At 64.6% G+C, this 20,791-nt stretch carries 20 protein-coding genes and 1 tRNA gene; 8 read left to right on the top strand and 13 right to left on the bottom strand.

The window, feature by feature from the left end; genetic code table 11:
- Window positions 1-5 precede the first annotated feature (5 nt).
- Window positions 6-479, top strand: a complete 474-nt coding sequence (locus WS49_RS27560; protein WP_059535216.1) for a glycine zipper 2TM domain-containing protein — start codon at window positions 6-8, stop codon at window positions 477-479.
- Between the two features lie 215 nt (window positions 480-694).
- On the opposite strand, the gene WS49_RS34395 is transcribed toward WS49_RS27560, so the two are convergent.
- From WS49_RS34395 to WS49_RS27530, 7 genes are all read right to left on the bottom strand, one after another.
- On the bottom strand, window positions 695-1,378 hold the full coding sequence (locus WS49_RS34395) for a histone H1-like DNA-binding protein (protein WP_082725593.1): 684 nt from the start codon (window positions 1,376-1,378) through the stop codon (window positions 695-697).
- Window positions 1,379-1,406: 28 nt separating this feature from the next.
- A complete protein-coding gene (locus WS49_RS34390; RefSeq protein ID WP_082725592.1) occupies window positions 1,407-1,733 on the bottom strand; it encodes a hypothetical protein in 327 nt (108 codons plus the stop codon).
- Window positions 1,734-1,815: 82 nt separating this feature from the next.
- On the bottom strand, window positions 1,816-3,027 hold the full coding sequence (locus tag WS49_RS27550) for a ribonucleotide-diphosphate reductase subunit beta (protein WP_059535212.1): 1,212 nt from the start codon (window positions 3,025-3,027) through the stop codon (window positions 1,816-1,818).
- A 363-nt stretch (window positions 3,028-3,390) separates the two neighbouring features.
- The gene (locus WS49_RS27545) at window positions 3,391-6,384 is read right to left on the bottom strand and encodes a ribonucleoside-diphosphate reductase subunit alpha (protein ID WP_059535210.1); all 2,994 of its coding nucleotides are present in this window, start codon (window positions 6,382-6,384) and stop codon (window positions 3,391-3,393) included.
- Between the two features lie 452 nt (window positions 6,385-6,836).
- The gene (gene ampD, locus WS49_RS27540) at window positions 6,837-7,427 is read right to left on the bottom strand and encodes a 1,6-anhydro-N-acetylmuramyl-L-alanine amidase AmpD (protein WP_059535208.1); all 591 of its coding nucleotides are present in this window, start codon (window positions 7,425-7,427) and stop codon (window positions 6,837-6,839) included.
- On the bottom strand, window positions 7,424-7,741 hold the full coding sequence (locus tag WS49_RS27535) for a PP0621 family protein (protein WP_059535206.1): 318 nt from the start codon (window positions 7,739-7,741) through the stop codon (window positions 7,424-7,426). Before WS49_RS27535 ends, ampD begins: the two co-directional genes overlap by 4 nt.
- Window positions 7,742-7,754: 13 nt before the next feature.
- Window positions 7,755-8,648: a cytochrome C assembly family protein gene (locus WS49_RS27530; protein ID WP_059535204.1), complete on the bottom strand. Its 894-nt coding sequence runs from the start codon at window positions 8,646-8,648 to the stop codon at window positions 7,755-7,757.
- Between the two features lie 89 nt (window positions 8,649-8,737).
- On the opposite strand from WS49_RS27530, the gene ffh reads away from it, so the two are divergent.
- Both ffh and WS49_RS27520 read left to right on the top strand, forming a co-directional pair.
- On the top strand, window positions 8,738-10,105 hold the full coding sequence (gene ffh, locus WS49_RS27525; protein WP_059465333.1) for a signal recognition particle protein: 1,368 nt from the start codon (window positions 8,738-8,740) through the stop codon (window positions 10,103-10,105).
- Window positions 10,106-10,199: 94 nt separating this feature from the next.
- Window positions 10,200-10,751, top strand: a complete 552-nt coding sequence (locus WS49_RS27520) for a hypoxanthine-guanine phosphoribosyltransferase (protein ID WP_059535202.1) — start codon at window positions 10,200-10,202, stop codon at window positions 10,749-10,751.
- Between the two features lie 85 nt (window positions 10,752-10,836).
- Here WS49_RS27520 and WS49_RS27515 read toward each other — a convergent pair whose 3' ends face one another.
- Together WS49_RS27515 and WS49_RS27510 are read right to left on the bottom strand one after the other, a co-directional pair.
- Entirely contained in the window at window positions 10,837-11,439 is a 603-nt protein-coding gene (locus WS49_RS27515) for a MarC family protein (protein ID WP_012363042.1), read from the bottom strand.
- 21 nt (window positions 11,440-11,460) lie between these two features.
- Window positions 11,461-13,197, bottom strand: a complete 1,737-nt coding sequence (locus WS49_RS27510) for a proline--tRNA ligase (protein ID WP_059535201.1) — start codon at window positions 13,195-13,197, stop codon at window positions 11,461-11,463.
- A gap of 218 nt (window positions 13,198-13,415) precedes the next feature.
- Here WS49_RS27510 and WS49_RS27505 point away from each other — a divergent pair, with 218 nt between their 5' ends.
- Window positions 13,416-14,063 carry an RNA pyrophosphohydrolase gene (locus tag WS49_RS27505; protein WP_059535199.1) on the top strand — a complete coding sequence of 216 codons (648 nt, stop codon included), beginning with the start codon at window positions 13,416-13,418 and terminating at the stop codon, window positions 14,061-14,063.
- A gap of 63 nt (window positions 14,064-14,126) precedes the next feature.
- Complete coding sequence (locus WS49_RS27500; RefSeq protein ID WP_059465329.1) at window positions 14,127-14,684, top strand: CNP1-like family protein; 558 nt, start codon at window positions 14,127-14,129, stop codon at window positions 14,682-14,684.
- Window positions 14,685-14,787: 103 nt separating this feature from the next.
- Here the strand turns inward: WS49_RS27500 and proB are convergent, their stop codons facing one another.
- The 4 genes from proB to rplU all read right to left on the bottom strand — a co-directional run bounded on the left by proB (window position 14,788) and on the right by rplU (window position 17,896).
- Window positions 14,788-15,906 (bottom strand): glutamate 5-kinase, encoded by a 1,119-nt coding sequence (gene proB, locus WS49_RS27495; RefSeq protein WP_059535197.1) that lies wholly within the window; start codon window positions 15,904-15,906, stop codon window positions 14,788-14,790.
- 90 nt (window positions 15,907-15,996) lie between these two features.
- Window positions 15,997-17,109 carry an Obg family GTPase CgtA gene (gene cgtA, locus WS49_RS27490; protein WP_059535195.1) on the bottom strand — a complete coding sequence of 371 codons (1,113 nt, stop codon included), beginning with the start codon at window positions 17,107-17,109 and terminating at the stop codon, window positions 15,997-15,999.
- A 187-nt stretch (window positions 17,110-17,296) separates the two neighbouring features.
- Window positions 17,297-17,560: a 50S ribosomal protein L27 gene (gene rpmA / locus WS49_RS27485; RefSeq protein ID WP_006476999.1), complete on the bottom strand. Its 264-nt coding sequence runs from the start codon at window positions 17,558-17,560 to the stop codon at window positions 17,297-17,299.
- Between the two features lie 24 nt (window positions 17,561-17,584).
- Window positions 17,585-17,896, bottom strand: a complete 312-nt coding sequence (gene rplU / locus WS49_RS27480) for a 50S ribosomal protein L21 (protein WP_006025184.1) — start codon at window positions 17,894-17,896, stop codon at window positions 17,585-17,587.
- 210 nt (window positions 17,897-18,106) lie between these two features.
- On the opposite strand from rplU, the gene WS49_RS27475 reads away from it, so the two are divergent.
- From WS49_RS27475 to WS49_RS27465, 3 genes are all read left to right on the top strand, one after another.
- Window positions 18,107-19,102: a polyprenyl synthetase family protein gene (locus WS49_RS27475; RefSeq protein ID WP_059535193.1), complete on the top strand. Its 996-nt coding sequence runs from the start codon at window positions 18,107-18,109 to the stop codon at window positions 19,100-19,102.
- 149 nt (window positions 19,103-19,251) lie between these two features.
- Window positions 19,252-19,328: transfer RNA gene (locus WS49_RS27470), tRNA-Pro, on the top strand.
- 148 nt (window positions 19,329-19,476) lie between these two features.
- Window positions 19,477-20,763 (top strand): HlyC/CorC family transporter, encoded by a 1,287-nt coding sequence (locus WS49_RS27465; RefSeq protein ID WP_082721944.1) that lies wholly within the window; start codon window positions 19,477-19,479, stop codon window positions 20,761-20,763.
- Window positions 20,764-20,791: the final 28 nt, after the last annotated feature.

Genomic DNA, 20,791 nt, shown 5'->3' with positions numbered 1-20,791 from the left:
CAAAAATGATGACCAAGAAAACCCTCACGCTCGCCGCCATGCTGACGGCCACGCTGACGCTCGCGGGCTGCTTCACGGCGCCGGGCTCGGCAGATGTCTATAGCGTCGGCCAGGCGCAGCGCGAACAGACCGTCCGCATGGGCACGGTCGAAAGCGTCCGTGCCGTGCGCATCCAGTCCGACGGCGGCGGCAGCGCGATCGGCACGCTCGGTGGCGGTGCGCTCGGCGCGGTCGCGGGCAGCGCGATCGGCGGTGGCAAGGGGTCGATCCTGACGGCCATCGCGGGCGGTCTCGTCGGCGCGGTCGCGGGCAACGCGGTCGGCGAAAACCTCAGCACGGCGAACGGTGTCGAAATCACCGTGCGCCTCGACAACGGCGACCTGCGCTCGATCACGCAGGCGGCGAGCGGCGAAGTGTTCCGCGCCGGCGAGCGTGTGCGACTGCTGTCGAGCGGCGGCGTCACGCGCGTCACGCACTAACGAGCATCCTCAGCATGCGGCGCAAGCCGCGGTCGAACGCATGTGCGAAGCTGCACATGCGTTTTTTTTCGTCCATGCCCGACAGCCGGTCGACGCATCGACGAATACGGACGAAAAAAATCCCGCCACCTGAGCCAGATGGCGGGACCGATTGAGTAGCGCTACTCAACCCGCGGACACCACGTGAGTGTCCGGGTGGTGCGGGTCAGCCGCGATTACGGACGGCTGCCGGTCGGGAACGGCCATGCCGCTGCCGGGTTGAGCGCGGTCTTCACGCCCGATGCCGGCGCGACCGATGCGGTCGACGCGGTGGTTGCCGGTGCAGCCTTCTTCACGACGGCCTTCTTCGGAGCAGCAGCCTTCTTCGCCGGGGCAGCGGCCTTCGGTGCGGCAGCCTTCGGTGCAGCGGCAGCCTTCTTCGCGGGCGCAGCCTTCTTGGCAGGGGCAGCCTTCTTAGCAGCGGCCTTCTTCGCAGGCGCAGCCTTCTTCGCGGCAGCCTTCTTCGCCGGCGCGGCCTTCTTCGCAGCGGCCTTCTTCGCCGGTGCGGCCTTCTTCGCAGCAACCTTCTTCACTGCGACCTTCTTGGCTGCAACCTTCTTCGCAGCGGCCTTCTTCGCCGGTGCTGCCTTCTTCGCGGCAACCTTCTTCACCGCGACTTTCTTCGCTGCAACCTTCTTGGCTGCAACCTTCTTCGTTGCGACCTTCTTTGCCGCGACCTTCTTCGCAGCGGCCTTCTTCGCCGGTGCTGCCTTCTTCGCGGCAACCTTCTTCACCGCGACCTTCTTCGCAGCAACCTTCTTCACCGCAGCGGCCTTCTTCGCCGGAGCAGCAGCCTTCTTCGCAACGGCCTTCTTGGCAGCGACCTTCTTAGCAGCCGGTTTTTTCTTGGCAGTAGCCATGTTGTTCTCCTTCAGGTTCAGATGAGAGTCAGTTCAAACTACACCCTTCGTCAAAACCCGCTTCCCGCGGACGCTGTTCAGGACGTGCGCTTCGAAGCGGGCTATTCATCGGCGTACGCGGATACCACGCGCTTACGCTAATGAATACGGTATGGCGCGCGTGACCCCATGGCCTCGCGCGCCAAATCAAGTCGGTAGCCGGCGCACCTCGCGCCGCTACCCCTAATCGCTTGATCAAGCGGACCGCCACACGGCCGTCCGCTTTTTCCGGAGGGAAGTTTGCCCATCCCACTGAAGGGTTCGCAAAGTGCCGATCATGTCGTTGGGCCGATAAGGCACCGGGCATGCTTTGCATCAGGCGTTCTTGCTCCTAAACCTTGGGCCGGGGCCGAGAGGCCGCCGGCTGCTCCATCATGTGACGGGTTCGCTGCTGCGGGTTATTCCCAGGACAGCGCACCGCCCGTCTGATACTCGATCACACGCGTCTCGAAGAAGTTGCGTTCCTTCTTCAGGTCGATCATCTCGCTCATCCACGGGAACGGGTTTTCCTCGTTCGGGAACAGCGGATCGAGGCCGATCTGCTGGCAACGACGGTTGCTGATGAAGCGCAGATAGCTCTTGAACATCGACGCGTTCAGACCCAGCACGCCGCGCGGCATCGTGTCCTCGGCGTAGCGGTATTCGAGTTCGACAGCCTGCTTGAACAGCTCGCGGATCTCAGCGCGGAATTCCGCGGTCCAGAGATGCGGGTTCTCGAGCTTGATCTGGTTGATCAGGTCGATGCCGAAATTGCAGTGCATCGACTCGTCACGCAGGATGTACTGATATTGCTCTGCAGCACCCGTCATCTTGTTCTGGCGGCCGAGTGCGAGGATCTGCGTGAAGCCGACATAGAAGAACAGGCCTTCCATGATGCAGGCGAACACGATCAGCGACTTCAGCAGCTTCTGATCCGCTTCGAGCGTGCCGGTCTTGAAGGCCGGGTCCGTCAGCGTGTGGATGAACGGGATCAGGAATTCGTCCTTCGCGCGGATCGACGTGACCTCGTGGTACGCGTTGAAGATCTCGCCTTCGTCGAGACCGAGCGATTCGACAATGTATTGATACGCGTGCGTGTGGATCGCTTCCTCGAACGCCTGGCGCAGCAGGAACTGCCGGCATTCGGGCGCCGTGATGTGGCGGTACGTGCCGAGCACGATGTTGTTCGCGGCGAGCGAATCGGCCGTCACGAAGAAGCCGAGGTTGCGCTTGACGATGCGGCGCTCGTCCTCGGTCAGACCGTTCGGGTCCTTCCACAGTGCGATGTCGCGGGACATGTTGATTTCCTGCGGCATCCAGTGGTTCGCGCAACCCGCCAGATACTTTTCCCACGCCCACTTGTACTTGAACGGCACCAGCTGATTGACGTCAGTCTGGCCGTTGATGATGCGTTTGTCGGCGACATTGACCCGCGCTTCCGAACCGCCAGCGGGAACAGCCGATGCTTGCGGCGGCACCGCAAGATCGCCTTCGAAAATGTCGCGGACCTGATGGGCGGCAGGCGTTGCAGCCTGCAGTCCGACAGCCATCCCTGCGGAGGTGCGCATCGCGTTTTGCTGCGCTCCGCTCGCGGGGGTTACGGCAGTCTTCTCGTCATCCCAGTTGAGCATAAATTCTCACCATCAATTTAGAACGGTTTGTACCATCTTTTCCTGAGCGATAAAAGGGTTCGCTCACGAAAAATCCTTTTTTCGATTCGCGTTGCGACCTCGATACAACACTTTGAGCAACGCATCGTCGTTCATGCAGAGCGCGACGCGTGTCACGCATGTATCGCGAGGTGCGCTCGACGCATCGAACGCTGATCGAAACGCGACGTCGTCGGGGATGTTTCGATCGCTTGTCACTGCCTGCAACGCAAGTGCCGCGTTACAGATTCCTTATCATTTTTTTAGTAGAGAGCGGCGCACACTTCAACCTCGATCGGTTGCCGTGCGCGCCGCCCGAACCTTCTTCAGGTCATGCGCGCCGCGTTACTGGCAGGCTTCGCACTCGTCGAAGCCCGGATCGCCCGGACGCATCGTGCACACCGGACCGTCTGCTTCGACCGGCGCCAGCGCCGGTGCAGCATTGATCGCGCCCGACGATGCATCGCCGCCCGCCGCACCGAAGCCGCCTGCCGCGCCTTGCGCGCCGCCGCTGCTCGAGCCGCCGCTCGTCGGCACTGCGTTCAGCGCGCCGTGTGCGACCGTCGACTTCTCGACGTGCGTCGCCGCCATCGTGCGGAGGTAGTAGGTCGTCTTCAGACCGCGCAGCCATGCGAGCTTGTAGACCTCGTCGAGCTTCTTGCCCGACGCGCCGCCCATGTAGATGTTCAGCGACTGCGCCTGGTCGATCCACTTCTGACGACGCGACGCCGCTTCGACCAGCCACGTCGGGTCGACTTCGAACGCGGTCGCGTAGATCGCGCGCAGGTCGGCCGGGATGCGGTCGATGCGCGACAGCATGCCGTCGAAGTACTTCAGGTCGGCGACCATCACTTCGTCCCACAGGCCGCGTTCCTTCAGGTCGCGAACGAGGTACTCGTTGACCACCGTGAATTCGCCCGACAGGTTCGACTTCACGTACAGGTTCTGGAAGGTCGGCTCGATGCATGCCGACACGCCGATGATGTTCGAGATCGTCGCCGTCGGCGCGATCGCGACGCAGTTCGAGTTGCGCATGCCGTGTGCGGCGATCCGCGAACGCAGCGTCGTCCAGTCGAGCGACTCGGACGTGTCGACCTCGACGTAGCCGCCGCGCGCTTCCGTCAGCAGCTTCAGCGTGTCCTGCGGGAGGATGCCGCGATCCCACAGCGAGCCGCGGTAGCTCGAGTAACGGCCGCGTTCCTCGGCCAGCTCGGTCGACGCGTAGTACGCGTAGTAGCAGACCGCTTCCATCGAACGATCGGCGAACTCGACGGCCGCTTCCGACGCGTACGGCGTGCGCAGCAGGTGCAGGCAGTCCTGGAAGCCCATGATGCCCATGCCGACCGGACGGTGCTTCAGGTTCGAGTTACGCGCCTTCGGCACCGCGTAGTAGTTGATGTCGATCACGTTGTCGAGCATGCGCATCGCGACGCTGATCGTGCGCTTCAGCTTGTCGTGGTCGAGCGCGTAGCTGCCGTCGGCCTGCTTCACCAGGTGGGCGACGAGGTTCACCGAGCCCAGGTTGCACACCGCGATTTCGGTGTCGCTCGTGTTCAGCGTGATTTCCGTGCACAGGTTCGACGAATGGACGACACCGACGTGCTGTTGCGGCGAGCGCACGTTGCACGGATCCTTGAACGTGATCCACGGGTGGCCGGTTTCGAACAGCATGCCGAGCATCTTGCGCCAGAGTTGCTGCGCCGGGATCTTCTTGAACAGCTTGATCTCGCCGCGCGCGACCTTGTCTTCGTAAGCCGTGTAAGCCTTCTCGAACTCCGCGCCGAACTTGTCGTGCAGATCCGGGCAGGTCGACGGCGAGAACAGCGTCCAGTCGGCGCCTTCCATCACGCGCTTCATGAACAGGTCGGGAATCCAGTTCGCCGTGTTCATGTCGTGCGTACGGCGGCGGTCGTCGCCCGTGTTCTTGCGCAGCTCGAGGAATTCCTCGATGTCGAGGTGCCACGATTCCAGGTACGCGCACACCGCGCCCTTGCGCTTGCCGCCCTGGTTGACCGCGACGGCCGTGTCGTTGACGACCTTCAGGAACGGGACCACGCCTTGCGACTTGCCGTTCGTGCCCTTGATATGCGAGCCGAGTGCGCGCACGCGGGTCCAGTCGTTGCCGAGGCCGCCGGCGAACTTCGACAGCAGCGCGTTTTCCTTCAGCGCTTCATAGATGCCGTCGAGGTCGTCCGCGACCGTCGTCAGGTAGCACGACGACAGCTGCGAGCGGTGGGTGCCCGAGTTGAACAGCGTCGGCGTCGAGCTCATGAAGTCGAAGCTCGACAGCACGTTGTAGAACTCGATCGCGCGCGTTTCGCGGTCGATCTCGTTCAGCGACAGGCCCATCGCGACGCGCATGAAGAATGCCTGCGGCATTTCGATGCGGGCGCCGTCGACGTGCAGGAAGTAGCGGTCGTACAGCGTCTGCAGGCCGAGGTAGCCGAATTGCAGATCGCGGTTCGCGTCGAGCGCTTCGCCCAGACGCTTCAGGTCGAACTGCAGCAGCTTGTCGTCGAGCAGGCCGGCGTCGACGCCGCGCTTCAGGAACTGCGGGAAGTATTCGGCGTAGCGGGCCGACATTTCGGCCTGGACCACTTCCTCGCCGAGGATCTCGCGACGGATCGTGTGCAGCAGGATGCGGGCCGTGACCTGGCTGTATGCCGGATCCTTTTCGATCATCGTGCGCGCAGCGAGGATCGCCGAGTCGTAGACCTGGCTCATCGGCACGCCGTCGTACAGGTTCTTCACCGTTTCCGCGACGATCGGGTCAGGGTTAACCGCAGCGCCGAGGCCGTCGCAGGCCGACACGATCAACGCACGCAGCGCGTTCAGGTCGAGCGGACGCGTGACGCCGTTGTCGACGACGTTGATGCCGGTGCTCGCCTCGCCGCCCGCGGCCGCTGCTTCCTCGCCCGCATGCTGACGCTCGAGGTGACGCTTCTCGCGATACAGCACGTACGCACGCGCGACGTTGTGCTCGCCGCCGCGCATCAGCGCGAGTTCGACCTGGTCCTGGATATCTTCGATATGGAACGTACCGCCGTTCGGACGGCTGCGCACGAGCGCGCGCACGACGTTGTGCGTCAGCTGCTCGACGAGTTCGCGTACGCGCGCCGATGCCGCGCCCTGCCCGCCGTTGACGGCCAGGAAAGCCTTGGTCACCGCAATCGCGATCTTCGAAGGCTCGAACGACACCACGCTGCCGTTGCGGCGGATCACCTTGTAGTCGGCGAACGTGGCCTGCGGCGCGAGCGCCTGTGCGCCCTGTTCGGTCCCGCCGAGCGGACGGCTCGAGGCGCTCTCGTACTGGGACGTCGCGTTGTCGGTGGTTTGCATGTGCAAAGCTCCTGGTGTTGGATGGTGCGGAGAGAACCGCGGATTAAAACGAACGCTGCGCAATGGCGTGCGCGAGCGGTAAGAGGCGAGCGATGCGTCGGGGAAGCCGGTTCGGTCGATGCGCGACAACCGTTCCGGTCGTGTGCTTCGTCATGTATACCCTGCCCCGTCGAAGTTCGCTGCGCTTGATCGCGACGCCCGGACCGCCCGGCCTGGCGCGCCGCCCTGAGAACCCTGTCCGCCGGCGTTGCCCGCCGGCCGGTGCCGCTCGGGTTTCCCCTGCGACACACACTATATCTAGTACAGAACTGCTCAACTGGCACCAAGTATAGTGGACATTCGGACGAGGTCAAAACGGATAATTTGCGATGGAGGTCTTGACATCGCTCGCGCGCAGACACGACAAGGCATTGGTCGGAGAAAAAACTTTCCCCGGTCAAAAAACCCTGCGCTCAGTGCTGACGGAAAGGAAAGTATTCGGCGGAAAAGCCGGCATCGCCTGCGAAGCGTTGCCAATCGAAGTGCGGTCCCGGGTCGGTCTTGCGGCCCGGCGCGACGTCGGAATGCCCGGCCACCGCATCGATCGGATAGCGCGCGGCAAGCGTGCGCGCGAGCACGCCGAGCGTCGCGTACTGCGCCGCGTCGAACGGCACGTCGTCCGCGCCTTCGAGCTCGATGCCGATCGAGAAGTCGTTGCAGCGCGGCCGGCCGAAGAACTCGGACGCGCCCGCGTGCCATGCACGCTCGTCGCACGACACGAACTGCACGAGCTCACCGTCGCGACGGATCAGGAAATGCGCGGACACGCGCACGCCGCGCAGGTGGCTCTGGTAATACGGGTGCGCATCGCAATCGAGGCGATTCAGGAACAGCGCCTCGATCGCGTCGCCGCCGAACTCGCCGGGCGGCAGGCTGATGTTGTGGACGACGACGAGCGTCGGCACCGCGCCCGCGGGCCGCGCCTCGAAATTCGGCGACGGCGCGTGGCGCGCTTCGCGCACCCAGCCGCGCGCGTCGACCGACAGCAGCGCTGCGTCGCTCATCGCGCGTCGCGGCCGCTCGCGTGTGCGCCGTGGCGCTGCGCGTGCTCGGTGCTGCAGAAGTATTCGCCGCCCGCGGCGACGGCGTCGCCTTTCGGCGTATGCACACCGCATTCGGCACAGCGCACCATCGGTTCGGGCAGCGAGCGCGCATCGCCGTTCGGGCGTGCCGTCCCGGCGCCGCCGGAACCGGGCGCGCCGTCGAAGCCGCCACCGCGGCCGTTGCGCGCCTGCGCGTGCTCCTGGGCCTGGCGCAGCTTGCGCGTGAGCCACGAACCCGCGAAGAAGAGAAGGATCAGGAGAAGAATCTGTCGCATCGGAAACCTGCGTTCAAACCACGGAGCGGTGCAGCAGCACCTCGAAAACGAACCGGCTGCCGACATACGCGAGCAGCAGCGCGGCGAACGACACGAGCACCCAGCGCGCGGCGCCGCGCCCACGCCAGCCCGACGTCTTGTGGGCGACCAGCAGGCCGCCGAACATCAGCCACGACAGCACCGCGAACACGGTCTTGTGATCGAGCCGCAGCGCGCGCGCATCGACCTGCTCGCTGAACAGGATCCCCGACGCGAGCGTCAGCGTCAGCAGCACGAAGCCGGCGCCGATCAGGCGGAACAGCAGCTTCTCGAGCGTGAGCAGCGGCGGCAGCGTTTCGAGCCAGCTCGCGATCCAGCCGGTCGAGCCGTCGCGCCCGCCGCTCCTCAACGACTGCAGACGCCGCTCGACCATCAGCATCAGGACCGCGTGCAGCGCGGCGATCGCGAAAAGGCCGTACGCGATGTTCGCGATCAGGAAGTGCATCTTGAACAGCGGCGCTGCGGCATAAGGCAGCACCCGCACGCCGCCGAACACGAGCGGCAGCAGCGACGCGCCGCACGCGAGCGGCAGCACCAGCAGGCGCAGGCTGTCGAGCGGGAAGAAGAAGCTCTCGATCCAGTAGATGCCGGCGCCGAGCCAGAACATCGCGGACAGCGCGAACGCGAAGCCGAAGACCATCGCGTCGTGCGGAAAAATCGTCATGTGCAGCAGCACGCCGTGCGCGACGAGCGCCGCGAACAGCAGTGCGCGGCCGGCCCCGCTCATCCCCGACGCGGCGGACGCTGGAACCGGCACGGCCGGCACGCTCGCGACGAGCGAGGTCGCGCCCTGGCGGTGCGTGCGCCAGCCTGCGACGGCGAGGCCGCCGTACAGGAATGCGGTGAGGGCATACAGTACAATATCCATGTTCGAAGTTTACACTAGGCCCCCTTCCCGCGACGGCTCCCTTTGTTCGGTTCCGTTGCGCCTTCGGGCCCCACTGTCCATCGCTCCCCATGCTCGACAATCTCACTCAACGGATGGCGCGCGTCGTCAAGACGCTGCGCGGCGAGGCCCGGCTCACCGAGGCGAACACCCAGGAGATGCTCCGCGAGGTGCGTCTCGCGCTGCTGGAAGCCGACGTCGCGCTGCCCGTCGTTCGCGAATTCATCGCCAAGGTCAAGGAAAAGGCGCTCGGCGAGGAAGTGATCAGCAGCCTGTCGCCGGGTCAGGCGCTCGTCGGCGTGGTCCAGAAGGAACTGACCGCCGTGATCGGCGGCGACTACGAAGGCAAGGCCGCCGAGCTGAACCTCGCCGTCACGCCGCCCGCCGTGATCCTGATGGCCGGCCTGCAGGGCGCCGGCAAGACGACGACCGCCGGCAAGCTCGCGAAGCTGCTGCGCGAGAAGTACAAGAAGAAGGTGCTGACGGTGTCGTGCGACGTGTATCGCCCGGCCGCCATCATGCAGCTGAAAACGGTGAGCGAACAGGTCGGCGCCGATTTCTTCCCGTCGACGCCGGATCAGAAGCCCGTCGACATCGCACTCGCGGCCGTCGACTGGGCGAAGCGCCACTACCATGACGTGCTGATCGTCGACACGGCCGGCCGCCTCGGTATCGACGAGGCGATGATGCAGGAAATCGCCGCGCTGCACGGCACGCTGAAGCCGGCCGAAACGCTGTTCGTCGTCGACGCGATGCTCGGTCAGGACGCGGTCAACACCGCGAAGGCGTTCAACGACACGCTGCCGCTCACCGGCGTCGTGCTGACCAAGCTCGACGGCGATTCGCGCGGCGGTGCCGCGCTGTCGGTGCGCCACATCACGGGCAAGCCGATCAAGTTCGTCGGCGTCGCCGAGAAGCTCGACGGCCTCGAGGTGTTCCACCCGGACCGGATGGCGAACCGGATCCTCGGCATGGGCGACATCCTCGCGCTCGTCGAGGAGGCCCAGCGCGGCGTCGACGTGCAGGCCGCGCAGAAGCTCGCCGACAAGGTGAAGAAAGGCGGCGACTTCGACCTGAACGATTTCCGCGCGCAGATTTCGCAGATGAAGAACATGGGCGGCCTGTCGTCGCTGATGGACAAGCTGCCCGCGCAGTTCCAGCAGGCGGCGGCCGGCGCCGACATGGGCCAGGCCGAGAAGCAGATCCGCCGCATGGAAGGGATCATCAGCTCGATGACGCCCGCCGAGCGCGCGAAACCCGAAATCATCAAGGCGACGCGCAAGCGCCGCATTGCAGCCGGCGCGGGCGTGCCGGTGCAGGAAGTCAACCGGATGCTGAACCAGTACGACCAGATGCGTACGATGATGAAGAAGCTGAAGGGCGGCAACATGCAGAAGATGATGCGCGGCCTGAAGGGCATGATGCCCGGCATGCGCTGATTCCGCCCGTCGGTCGGCGCGCGGGTTTTTGCCGTAGCGCGCGCCGGTCGTTCTGCTTCATCCTTATTTGTATACCGACTGCCCGCCAGAACACATGAACCGCGAAGAAGCCCTCCACATTTTCGACCACTCCGAAGAGATCGTCTCGGCCGATGCCGTCAACGCATCGATCGCCCGGATGGCCGACGCGATCCGCGCCGACATCGGCGACGCGTTCCCGCTCGTGCTCTCGGTGATGGGCGGCGCCGCGGTGTTTACCGGGATGCTGCTGCCGCATCTCGATTTCCCGCTGGAATTCGACTACATCCACCTGACCCGCTACCGCAACACGACGCAGGGCAGCCCCGAGATGCACTGGCGCGTCGCGCCGCGCGAATCGGTGAAGGACCGGATCGTGCTCGTGCTCGACGACATCCTCGACGAAGGCGAGACGATGGCGGCGATCCGCGACCGCATCCTCGACATGGGTGCGAAGCGCTTCATGTCCGCCGTGCTGTGCGAGAAGACGCTTACGAAGGCGAAACCGCTGCACCCCGACTTTTGCGGCTTCTCGGTGCCGGACCGCTACGTGTTCGGCTGCGGGATGGACGCAAAGGGCTACTGGCGCAATCTGCCGACGATCCGCGCGCTGACCGCGAACGTCTGACCGCCCTGCCCGCCACAAAGAAAAGCGGCGCTCCGGTTTTCCGGAGCGCCGCTTTTTTGCGTCGGCACGCGCCGAGCCGCCCGCGCTACAGCTGGTGCACGAACGCCCGGATGCCGGCCAGCAGCATCTCGACCGAGATCGCGACGAGCACCAAACCCATCAGCCGCTCGAATGCGGCGACGGTCCGCTCGCCGAGCCACTGCTGGATCCGTTCGGCCAGCACCAGCGTGATCGCGCAGACGATCATCGTGACCGTCAGCGCGCCCACCCACTCGAACATCTTGCCCGGCGCCTGCGACGTCAGCAGCATCACCGTCGCGAGCGCGGACGGCCCGGCAAGCGCCGGAATCGCGAGCGGCACGATGAACGGCTCGCCGCCTGCGCGCGGATCGCTGCCGAGCGCGCCATCCGGATGCGGGAAGATCATCCGCAGCGCGATCAGGAACAGCACGATCCCGCCGCCGAGCCGCAGCGACAGGTCGGTGAGGCTCATCATCCGCAGGAAACGATCGCCGACCACCATGAAGAACAGCAGGATCACGAACGCGATCCCCACTTCACGCAGGATCAGCTTCACGCGCCGCTCGCGCGGCACGTCCCGCATCGCCGTGATGAACAGCGGAATGTTGCCGAGCGGATCCGTGATCAGCACGAGGAGCACGGTGGCCGACAGGAAGGTGTATTCCACCGTGTCCCCCGGTTGCAGCGCTTAGCGCGCGAGCGCGGCGCGGATCTTCTCCGTCACCGTCGCCGCGGCCGCGTCGGCCGGCAGCAGCGTCGCTTCGGCGTCGCGGCGGCCCTGATACTCGATCTTGCCCTCCTTCAGGCCACGTTCGCCGATCACCAGGCGATGCGGCACGCCGATCAGTTCCCAATCGGCGAACATCACGCCCGGGCGCTCGCCGCGATCGTCGAGGATCACGTCGATGCCGGCAGCGGCCAGTTCCGCGTACAGCTTGTCGGCCGCCTCGCGAACCATGTCGCTGCGATCGTAGCCCATCGGGCACAGCACGACCTCGAACGGAGCGATCGACTCGGGCCAGATGATGCCGCGGTCGTCGAAGTTCTGTTCGATCGCCGCGCCGAGAATGCGCGTGACGCCGACGCCGTAGCAGCCCATCAGCATCGGCTGCGGCTTGCCCGATTCGTCGAGGAACGTCGCGCCCATCGCTTCCGAGTACTTGGTGCCGAGCTGGAACACGTGGCCGACTTCGATGCCGCGGCAGATGTCGATCTCGCCCTTGCCGTCCGGCGACGGATCGCCTTTCTTCACGTTGCGCACGTCGGCGACGTCCGGCTCCGGCAGGTCGCGGCCCCAGTTCACGCCCGCGATGTGATAGTCGACCTCGTTCGCGCCGACGACGAAATCGCTCATGTTCGCGACCGTGCGATCGGCGATCACCTTCACCGGCTTCTTCGTGCCGACCGGGCCGAGATAGCCCGGCGGCGTGCCGAACCACTCGACGATTTCCTGCTCGGTCGCGAAGCGGTGGTTCTTCAGCCCCGGCAGCTTCGACACCTTGATCTCGTTCAGATCGTGGTCGCCGCGCAGCATCACGAGCCAGATGGTCGGCTCGGCGCCTTCGTTGTCGGTGGCAAGCACGATCGACTTGATCGTGCGCTCGAGCGGGATCGCCAGCAGTTCGGCGACGGCCTCACACTTCGCCTTGCCGGGCGTCGAAACCTTCTCCATCGCTTCGGCCGGTGCGGCGCGCGCGGGCGTCAGCGGCAGCGCTTCGGCCGCTTCGACGTTCGCCGCGAAGTCGGACGTCGGGCAGTAGGCGATCGCGTCTTCGCCGGTATCGGCGATCACGTGGAACTCGTGCGAGAAGTTGCCGCCGATCGAGCCGCTGTCGGCCGCGACCGCGCGGAACTCGAGGCCGAGGCGCGTGAAGATGCGCACGTATGCGTCATACATCTTGCGATACGACTCGTTCAGGCCGGCCGCGTCCTTGTCGAACGAATACGCGTCCTTCATGATGAATTCGCGGCCGCGCATCACGCCGAAGCGCGGACGAATCTCGTCGCGGAACTTCGTCTGGATCTGATAGAAGTTCACCGGCATCTGCCGGTAGCTCTTGATCTGGTTGCGCGCGATGTCGGTGACGACTTCCTCGTGCGTCGGCCCGATCACGAAGTCGTTGTCCTTGCGGTCCTTGAAGCGCAGCAGTTCCGGGCCGTACTGTTCCCAGCGCCCCGATTCCTGCCACAGCTCGGCCGGTTGCACGGCCGGCATCAGCAGCTCGATGGCGCCTGCCCGGTTCATTTCCTCGCGCACGATCGCCTCGACCTTGCGAATCGAACGCAGGCCGACCGGCAGGTAGTTGTAGATGCCGCCGGCGACGCGACGGATCATGCCGGCGCGCACCATCAGCTTGTGGCTGACGATCTCTGCGTCGGCCGGTGCTTCTTTGAGGGTGCCGATAAAGAAACGGGAAGCTTTCATGCGGACGGTTCCAAATACGGCGCCCCCAGGCGGGGCGCCCGAAAAAGTTTCAAGGTGAAAAAGCTGCGCGCGACGAACGACGATGGCGCAGATGACGTAGCAGACTAATCAGGGACAATTCAGCCGGTGCACCCCGCGCGGATTCGCTCCGTCACGGTGCGCAGCGCCCGTTATCTGTTTATAATCAAAGCAATTTTAAAGGATTCGAAGGTGGTTGTATGCTGGATCGTGAAGGCTTTCGCCCGAACGTCGGCATCATCCTCTTGAACGCGCGCAACGAGGTGTTTTGGGGCAAGCGGCTCCGCGAGCATTCCTGGCAGTTTCCTCAAGGTGGGATCAAGTACGGCGAGACCCCCATGCAGGCGATGTACCGGGAACTGCACGAGGAGACCGGGCTGCACCCGGAACACGTCAAGATAATCGGCCGCACCCGCGACTGGTTGCGTTACGAGGTGCCTGACAAGTTCATCAAACGCGAAGTACGCGGCCATTACCGCGGCCAGAAGCAGATCTGGTTCCTGCTGCGGATGGTCGGACGCGATTGCGACATTTGCTTGCGCGCGACCGATCACCCGGAGTTCGATGCGTGGCGCTGGAACGAGTACTGGGTGCCGCTCGATGCGGTGATCGAGTTCAAGCGGGATGTCTATCAGTTGGCGCTGACGGAACTGTCGCGCTTCCTGCGCCGCCCGGCGCAGCGAGCCGAAAAGCCGCGTGGGCCGCGTCCGTCGCGCTATCCGCGCGTCATCGGTGCGCAGGTCCAGCAGACGCTGACGATTGTCGACACATCGGTGGTCTGTTCGGAGATCGAAGTGGAGGCGAGCACGCTCGACGAGATGCCGCCCCGCGAGATCATCGGCAAATGACGAGTCGGACTGCATGACCGGGCGCGACCTTGTGTCGCGCCCTTTTTTTACGAGGAATGCATATTGAAAGCGATTGCTCTCGCGCTCGCATCGATTGTCGCCGCGGCCACGCTGGCCGGTTGCGCGAATTCGAAGACGCCGACCAACAAGGATGACAGCGAGTTCGTGTACCTGCTGGACCGCCAGGGCAACTGGAAGGAAAACCCGGTCGACACGCTGCCGCCGCTTCCACAAGCAGGCGACCTGCTGCCGTTCAACGTATCGCAGAACACGCCGCTCAAGTTCTCCGTCGATGCGAAGTCGCTCGCGGTCGGCACCGACGGCGTCGTGCGCTATGCGGTCGTCATCACGAGCCCGGCCGGCGCACGCAACGTGAACTACGAAGGCATCCGCTGCGACACCTACGAATGGCGTCAGTATGCAGGCCTGAATTCGGACCACGACGGCTGGGACCGCACGGTCGAGAACGACTGGCGTCGCATCGAGAACGGCGAGCTGAACGCGTACCACTCGGCGCTGTACCAGGACTACTTCTGCTCGAACAAGATGCCGCAGGGCACGACCCAGCAGATTCTCGAGAACATCCGGTTCCACCGCACCGCGATGAGCCAGCTGCGCTGACCGCGCGACGCAGGGCGCCGGCCCGGCCCTGCCTCTCGCCAGTCGCAACAAAAAGCCCGCATAACGCGGGCTTTTTGTGTCTCGCGACGCCTTGGCCGAATGATTACACGAGCACGAGGTTGTCCCGGTGAATCAGCTCCGGTTCCAGCATGTAGCCAAGCATCGCCTCGATCTCGCCGCTCGGCTTGCGGTGAATCAGCTTCGTTTCCGCGCTGCTGTAGTTCGTGAGACCGCGCGCCACTTCGCGTCCGTCGGGGCCGACACATGCGATCACCTCGCCGCGCGCGAATGCGCCCTGCACGCCGATCACGCCGATCGGCAGCAGGCTCTTGCCGCCAGCCGTCAGCTTCTCGACCGCGCCGGCGTCGATCACGACGTGCCCGCGTACCTGCAGATGATCGGCCATCCATTGCTTGCGCGCAGCCATCCGCGCGGTGCGCGCGATCAGCTGCGTGCCGATCGCCTCGCCCGCCGCCAGTCGCACCAGCACGTCGGCTTCGCGGCCGCTCGCGATCACGGTGTTCGCGCCGCTGTGCGCTGCGCGCTTCGCCGCGAGGATCTTCGTCAGCATTCCGCCGCGGCCGAGGCTCGAGCCGGCTCCGCCCGCCATCGCCTCGAGTTCCGGTGCGCCCGCACTGGCTTCCGCGACCAGCGTCGCGTTCGGATCCTTGCGCGGATCGGCGGTGAACAGCCCGGACTGATCGGTCAGGATGATCAGCGCATCGCCTTCGATCAGGTTCGCGACCAGCGCGCCGAGCGTGTCGTTGTCGCCAAACTTGATTTCGTCGGTGACGACCGTGTCGTTCTCGTTGATGATCGGCACGACGCCGAGCCGCAGCAGCGTGAGCAGCGTCGAGCGCGCGTTCAGATAGCGTTCGCGATCGGCAAGGTCGGCATGTGTCAGCAGGATCTGCGCGGTGCGGATATCGTGCTCGGTAAAGCGGCTTTCGTAGACTTGCGCGAGCCCCATCTGGCCAACCGCGGCGGCGGCCTGCAACTCGTCGATCTCGCGCGGACGCTTGCTCCAGCCGAGCCGCTGCATTCCTTCAGCGATCGCGCCCGAACTGACGAGCACCACTTCCTTGCCCTGCGCGCGCAGCGCGGCGATCTGGGCCGCCCAGCGGCCGATCGCAGCATGATCGAGCCCCTTACCGTCGTTGGTTACGAGGCTCGAGCCCACCTTCACCACCAATCGCTTCGAATCCGCGATGATCGAACGCATCGTGCGCTGTCTCCTGTATCTGATGCCGGCCCGACAGGGCGCGATTAAATTCCGGCACCAGGCGCGACGCCCGGTGCGTTCCGGCCCCGCTCAGGCGTCGTCGCCGGGCGTCGCGCCGCCATCGGCGGGCGGCGCATCGCGGAACCGCACGTCCGCGGCCAGATCTTCCTCTTCCGCCGCACGATGCGCGTCCGAATGCTCGGCGAGGTAGTCGTAGATCGCGTAGCAAAGCGCTTCGCAGCCCTGACCCGTGAGCGCCGAAATCTCGAACACCGGGCCGTCCCAGCCGAAACGGTCGAGGAAATCGGCGACGCGCGCCTCGCGCTCGTCTTCCGGCACCATGTCGAGCTTGTTGAGGACGAGCCAACGCGGCTTCTCGTAGAGCGCCTCGTCGTACTTGCGCAGTTCGCCGACGATCGCGGTTGCTTCCGCGACCGGATCGACGCTTTCGTCGAACGGAGCCAAATCGACGAGATGCAGCAGCACACCGGTGCGCTGCAGGTGTCGCAGGAACTGGTGGCCGAGGCCCGCACCTTCGGCTGCGCCCTCGATCAGCCCCGGGATGTCGGCGATCACGAAGCTCTTGCTCGGGCCGACGCGCACGACGCCGAGGTTCGGCGCGAGCGTCGTGAACGGATAGTCGGCGATCTTCGGCTTCGCGTTCGACACCGACGAGATGAAGGTCGACTTGCCGGCGTTCGGCATGCCGAGCAGACCGACGTCGGCGAGCACCTTCAGTTCGAGCCTCAGCATGCGCCGTTCGCCCGGCTTGCCGTCGGTTTTCTGGCGCGGCGCGCGGTTCGTGCTCGACTTGAAATGCAGGTTGCCGAGGCCGCCTGCGCCGCCCTTCGCGAGCATCACCTGCTGATCGTGCTCGGTGAGGTCGGCGATCAATTCGCCCGTGTCCATGTCCGTCACGACCGTGCCGACCGGCATGCGCAGCGTGACGTCGTCACCGCCCTTGCCGTAGCAATCGGATCCGCGGCCGTTTTCGCCATTGCGCGCCAGATGCTTCTTCGCGTAACGGTAGTCGATCAGCGTGTTGATGTTACGGTCGGCGATCGCGTAGACGTTGCCGCCCCGGCCGCCGTCGCCGCCATCCGGCCCGCCGAACGGGACGAATTTCTCGCGGCGCATCGACGCGCTGCCATCGCCTCCGTCGCCGGCGATGACTTCGATTCGTGCTTCGTCAATGAACTTCATTCGTCACTCCGACCAGTATTTCCGCTATTGTGCCGCGCGCCGGCGCGCTTGAACAATCTGCCGTTCGGCCGATTGCCCGCCGTTTCGCGACAGCCGCCGGTGCGCACATGCGCCCGGCGGCCAAATAAAAAAAGGCCCCGCGAAGACTGCGGGGCCTTTCGGCTACGAAGCCCGTGGGTGCCTGAACTTAGGCAGCCGCCGGGACGACGATGACCAGATGCTTCTTGTCCGCGCCCTTGGTCGCGAACTTGACGTGACCGTCGACCAGCGCGAACAGGGTGTGATCCTTGCCCATGCCGACGTTCTCGCCAGCGTGCATGCGCGTACCGCGCTGACGCACGATGATGCCGCCAGCGTTGATCGCCTGGCCGCCGTACACTTTCACGCCGAGACGTTTCGACTCGGAGTCGCGGCCGTTCCGGGAAGAGCCGCCTGCCTTTTTGTGTGCCATCTGATTGCTCCTTTACCGAGGCGCTTACGCGTTGATCGCGTCGATGCGCAGCTCAGTGTAGTTCTGGCGGTGGCCGCCGTGCTTTTGGTAGTGCTTCCGGCGACGCATCTTGAAGATGGTGACCTTGGCATGACGACCGTGCGACACAACGGTGGCCTTGACGGAAGCCCCACTGACCAGCGGCGTACCGAACTTAATCGATTCGCCTTCGCCCACTGCGAGAACCTGGTCGAGCGTGATTTCAGCGTCAATGTCAGCCGGTATCTGTTCTACTTTGAGTTTTTCGCCAACGGCAACCTTGTACTGCTTGCCGCCGGTTTTTATGACCGCGTACATTGAGAACCTCACTCTGGATCCAATTTTTCCGCACACCACGCGCGGAAAACACGTGATTATACATGGGGTTAGCACCCAAGTCAAAGGCGATCCACGATTGCTGCGCGCAAGCCTTGGCCGGACGGCCAAAATCACGGTGCCGGCACGTCCGACAGACCGGGATATCGCGGATTCGACTTATAATCCGCGGCATCACCCATTTCGATCATCATGTCGTCGTCCACCGCCTCCCCCACCCTCAGCGCCGCCCACCTGCTCGCCCCGATCGCCAGCGACATGGAGCAGGTGAATCGCGTTATCCGGCAAAGCCTCGCGTCCGACGTGCTGCTGATCAACCAGATCGCCGAGTACATCATCGGCGCGGGCGGCAAGCGGCTGCGTCCGGCCCTGTTGTTGCTCGTCGCCGGTGCGCTCGGCGAGACGTCGCACCAGCGGCACGTGCTGGCCGCCGTCGTCGAGTTCATCCACACGGCCACGCTGCTGCATGACGACGTCGTCGACGAATCCGAACTGCGGCGCGGCCGCCAGACGGCGAACGCGCTGTTCGGCAATGCGGCGAGCGTGCTGGTCGGCGACTACCTCTATTCGCGCTCGTTCGAGATGATGGTCGGCGTCGGCAAGATGCGCGTGATGGAAATCCTGTCGGAAGCGACGACGATCATCTCCGAAGGCGAAGTGCTGCAGCTTCTGAACATGCACGACGCGGACGTCGACGAGTCGCGCTACATGCAGGTGATCCGCTACAAGACGGCGAAGCTGTTCGAGGCATCGGCACGCCTGGGCGCGGTGCTCGCCGGCGCCGATGCGCCGACCGAAGCCGCCGCGGCCGAATACGGCCGCCGGATCGGCACCGCATTCCAAATCATGGACGACTGGCTCGACTACGCGGGCACGGCCGAAGCGATGGGCAAGAATGCCGGCGACGATCTGCGCGAAGGCAAACCGACGCTCCCGCTCATCTATCTGATCGAACGCGGCACGCCCGAACAGTCGGCGCTTGCGCGCGAGGCGATCGAACAAGGCGGCACCGATCGCTTCGATACGATTTTCGACGCGATCACGCGTTCCGGCGCGCTCGACCATACGCTCGAATGTGCGCGCCAGGAAGCACAGGCCGCTGCGGCCGCGATCGGCGCGTTCCCGGATTCGATCTACAAGGAAAGCCTGCTCGCGCTGTGCTCGTACTCGACGTCGCGGCAGTCGTAAACGCGCCGCGAAGGGGACGCGATACCTTGCCTCGAAAAATTTCTTCACCAAGGTATTCCCTTTTAGAAAAAACATCGTTATAGTTACGTTCTTGCTTGAGACGACGCAGCGATCTTCACGAAGGCGCCAGAGTCGGAAGAGCAAAAAATCGGGGTGTAGCTTAGCCTGGTAGAGCGCTACGTTCGGGACGTAGAGGCCGGAGGTTCGAATCCTCTCACCCCGACCAGATTTGAAAAAACCGTGCACCATGTGCACGGTTTTTTTTTGCCTTCGTTTTGCCCGGTCGCACGGGCCCGATGCCGCGTGCGACACATCCCGGCCGCCGGCCTCTGCTATATTCCCTCCATCCCTGTCCTTCACTGCCCTTCTGACGCGTGGACCAAATTCCCTTATGGGCGCAAATCGGCGCCGTCTTCCTGCTTCTCCTCTGCTCCAGCTTCTTTTCCATTTCCGAGACCGCGATGATGGCGCTCAACCGCCATCGGCTGAAGCATCTCGCCGGTCAGGGCGTGCTCGGCGCGAAAACCACGCAGGGTCTTCTCACGCGCACCGACCTGCTGCTCAGCGTGATCCTGATCGGCAACAATCTGTTCAACACGATCATCCCGGTTCTGACGACCTCGCTCGCGCTGCATACGTTCGGCCGTAACAACCTCGCGCTGTCGATCGCGACCGGCATCGTCGCGTTCCTGATCATCGTGTTCGCGGAAATCGCGCCGAAGATCGTCGGCGCAACCTTTCCCGAGCGCATCGCGCTGCCCGCCAGTCTCGTGATCGCGCCGCTGATGCGCGTGTTCAAGCCGGTCGTCTGGTTCGTCAACGCGCTCGCGAACGGCGTGCTCTGGGTGCTGCGTATCAACACGAAGAAGGGCCGCGATCAGCGGATGTCGGCCGACGAGCTGCGCGCGATCGTGCTCGAATCGAGCAGCTTCATGCCGACGAAGCACCGCAGCATCCTGCTCAACCTGTTCGACCTCGAGAACATCACGGTCGACGACGTGATGGTGCCGCGTCGGCAAATCGAATCGCTCAACTTCTACGCGCCGCTCGACGACATCCTGCATCAGCTCGAGACCTGCTATCACAACCGCCTGGTCGTCTACGAAGGCGACATCGACAAGGTGCTCGGCGTGCTGCACGTCCGGAAGACACTCACCGCACTGCACAACCAGGATTTCGACCGCGAAACGTTGCGCACGCTGCTCGCCGAGCCGTACTACGTGCCGTCGGGCACGCCGGTCGTCCAGCAGCTCCAGTATTTCCAGGAAAGCCGGCAGCGAACCGCTCTCGTCGTCAACGAGTACGGCGAACTCGAGGGGCTCGTCACGCCCGAGGACATCATCGAGGAACTGATCGGCGAATTCACGACGTCGATGCCGCGCGGCGAACGCGCGGGCGGCTGGGACCAGAACGGCGAATGCATCGTCGCCGCCAGCATGCCGCTGCGCGAACTGAACCGCTGGCTGCACCTGCAATTGCCAACCGACGGACCGAAGACGCTGAACGGCCTCATCCTCGAAATCCTCGAGGAAATTCCCGAAGGCGACGTGTGCCTGAAAATCCGCGACGTGATGCTCGAGGTCATGCGCAGCGACGATCAGGCCGTACGCACCGTCAAGCTCTTCAAGCCGCGCGGCACGCGCGCACGCGCCGCGCGCTAGCCGAACGGCCGACTGTCGGCGCCGCTCG

The organism is Burkholderia sp. RF7-non_BP4 (assembly GCF_001521935.1).
Taxonomy (GTDB): domain Bacteria; phylum Pseudomonadota; class Gammaproteobacteria; order Burkholderiales; family Burkholderiaceae; genus Burkholderia; species Burkholderia diffusa.
This window is presented reverse-complemented; position numbering and strand designations above follow the sequence as displayed.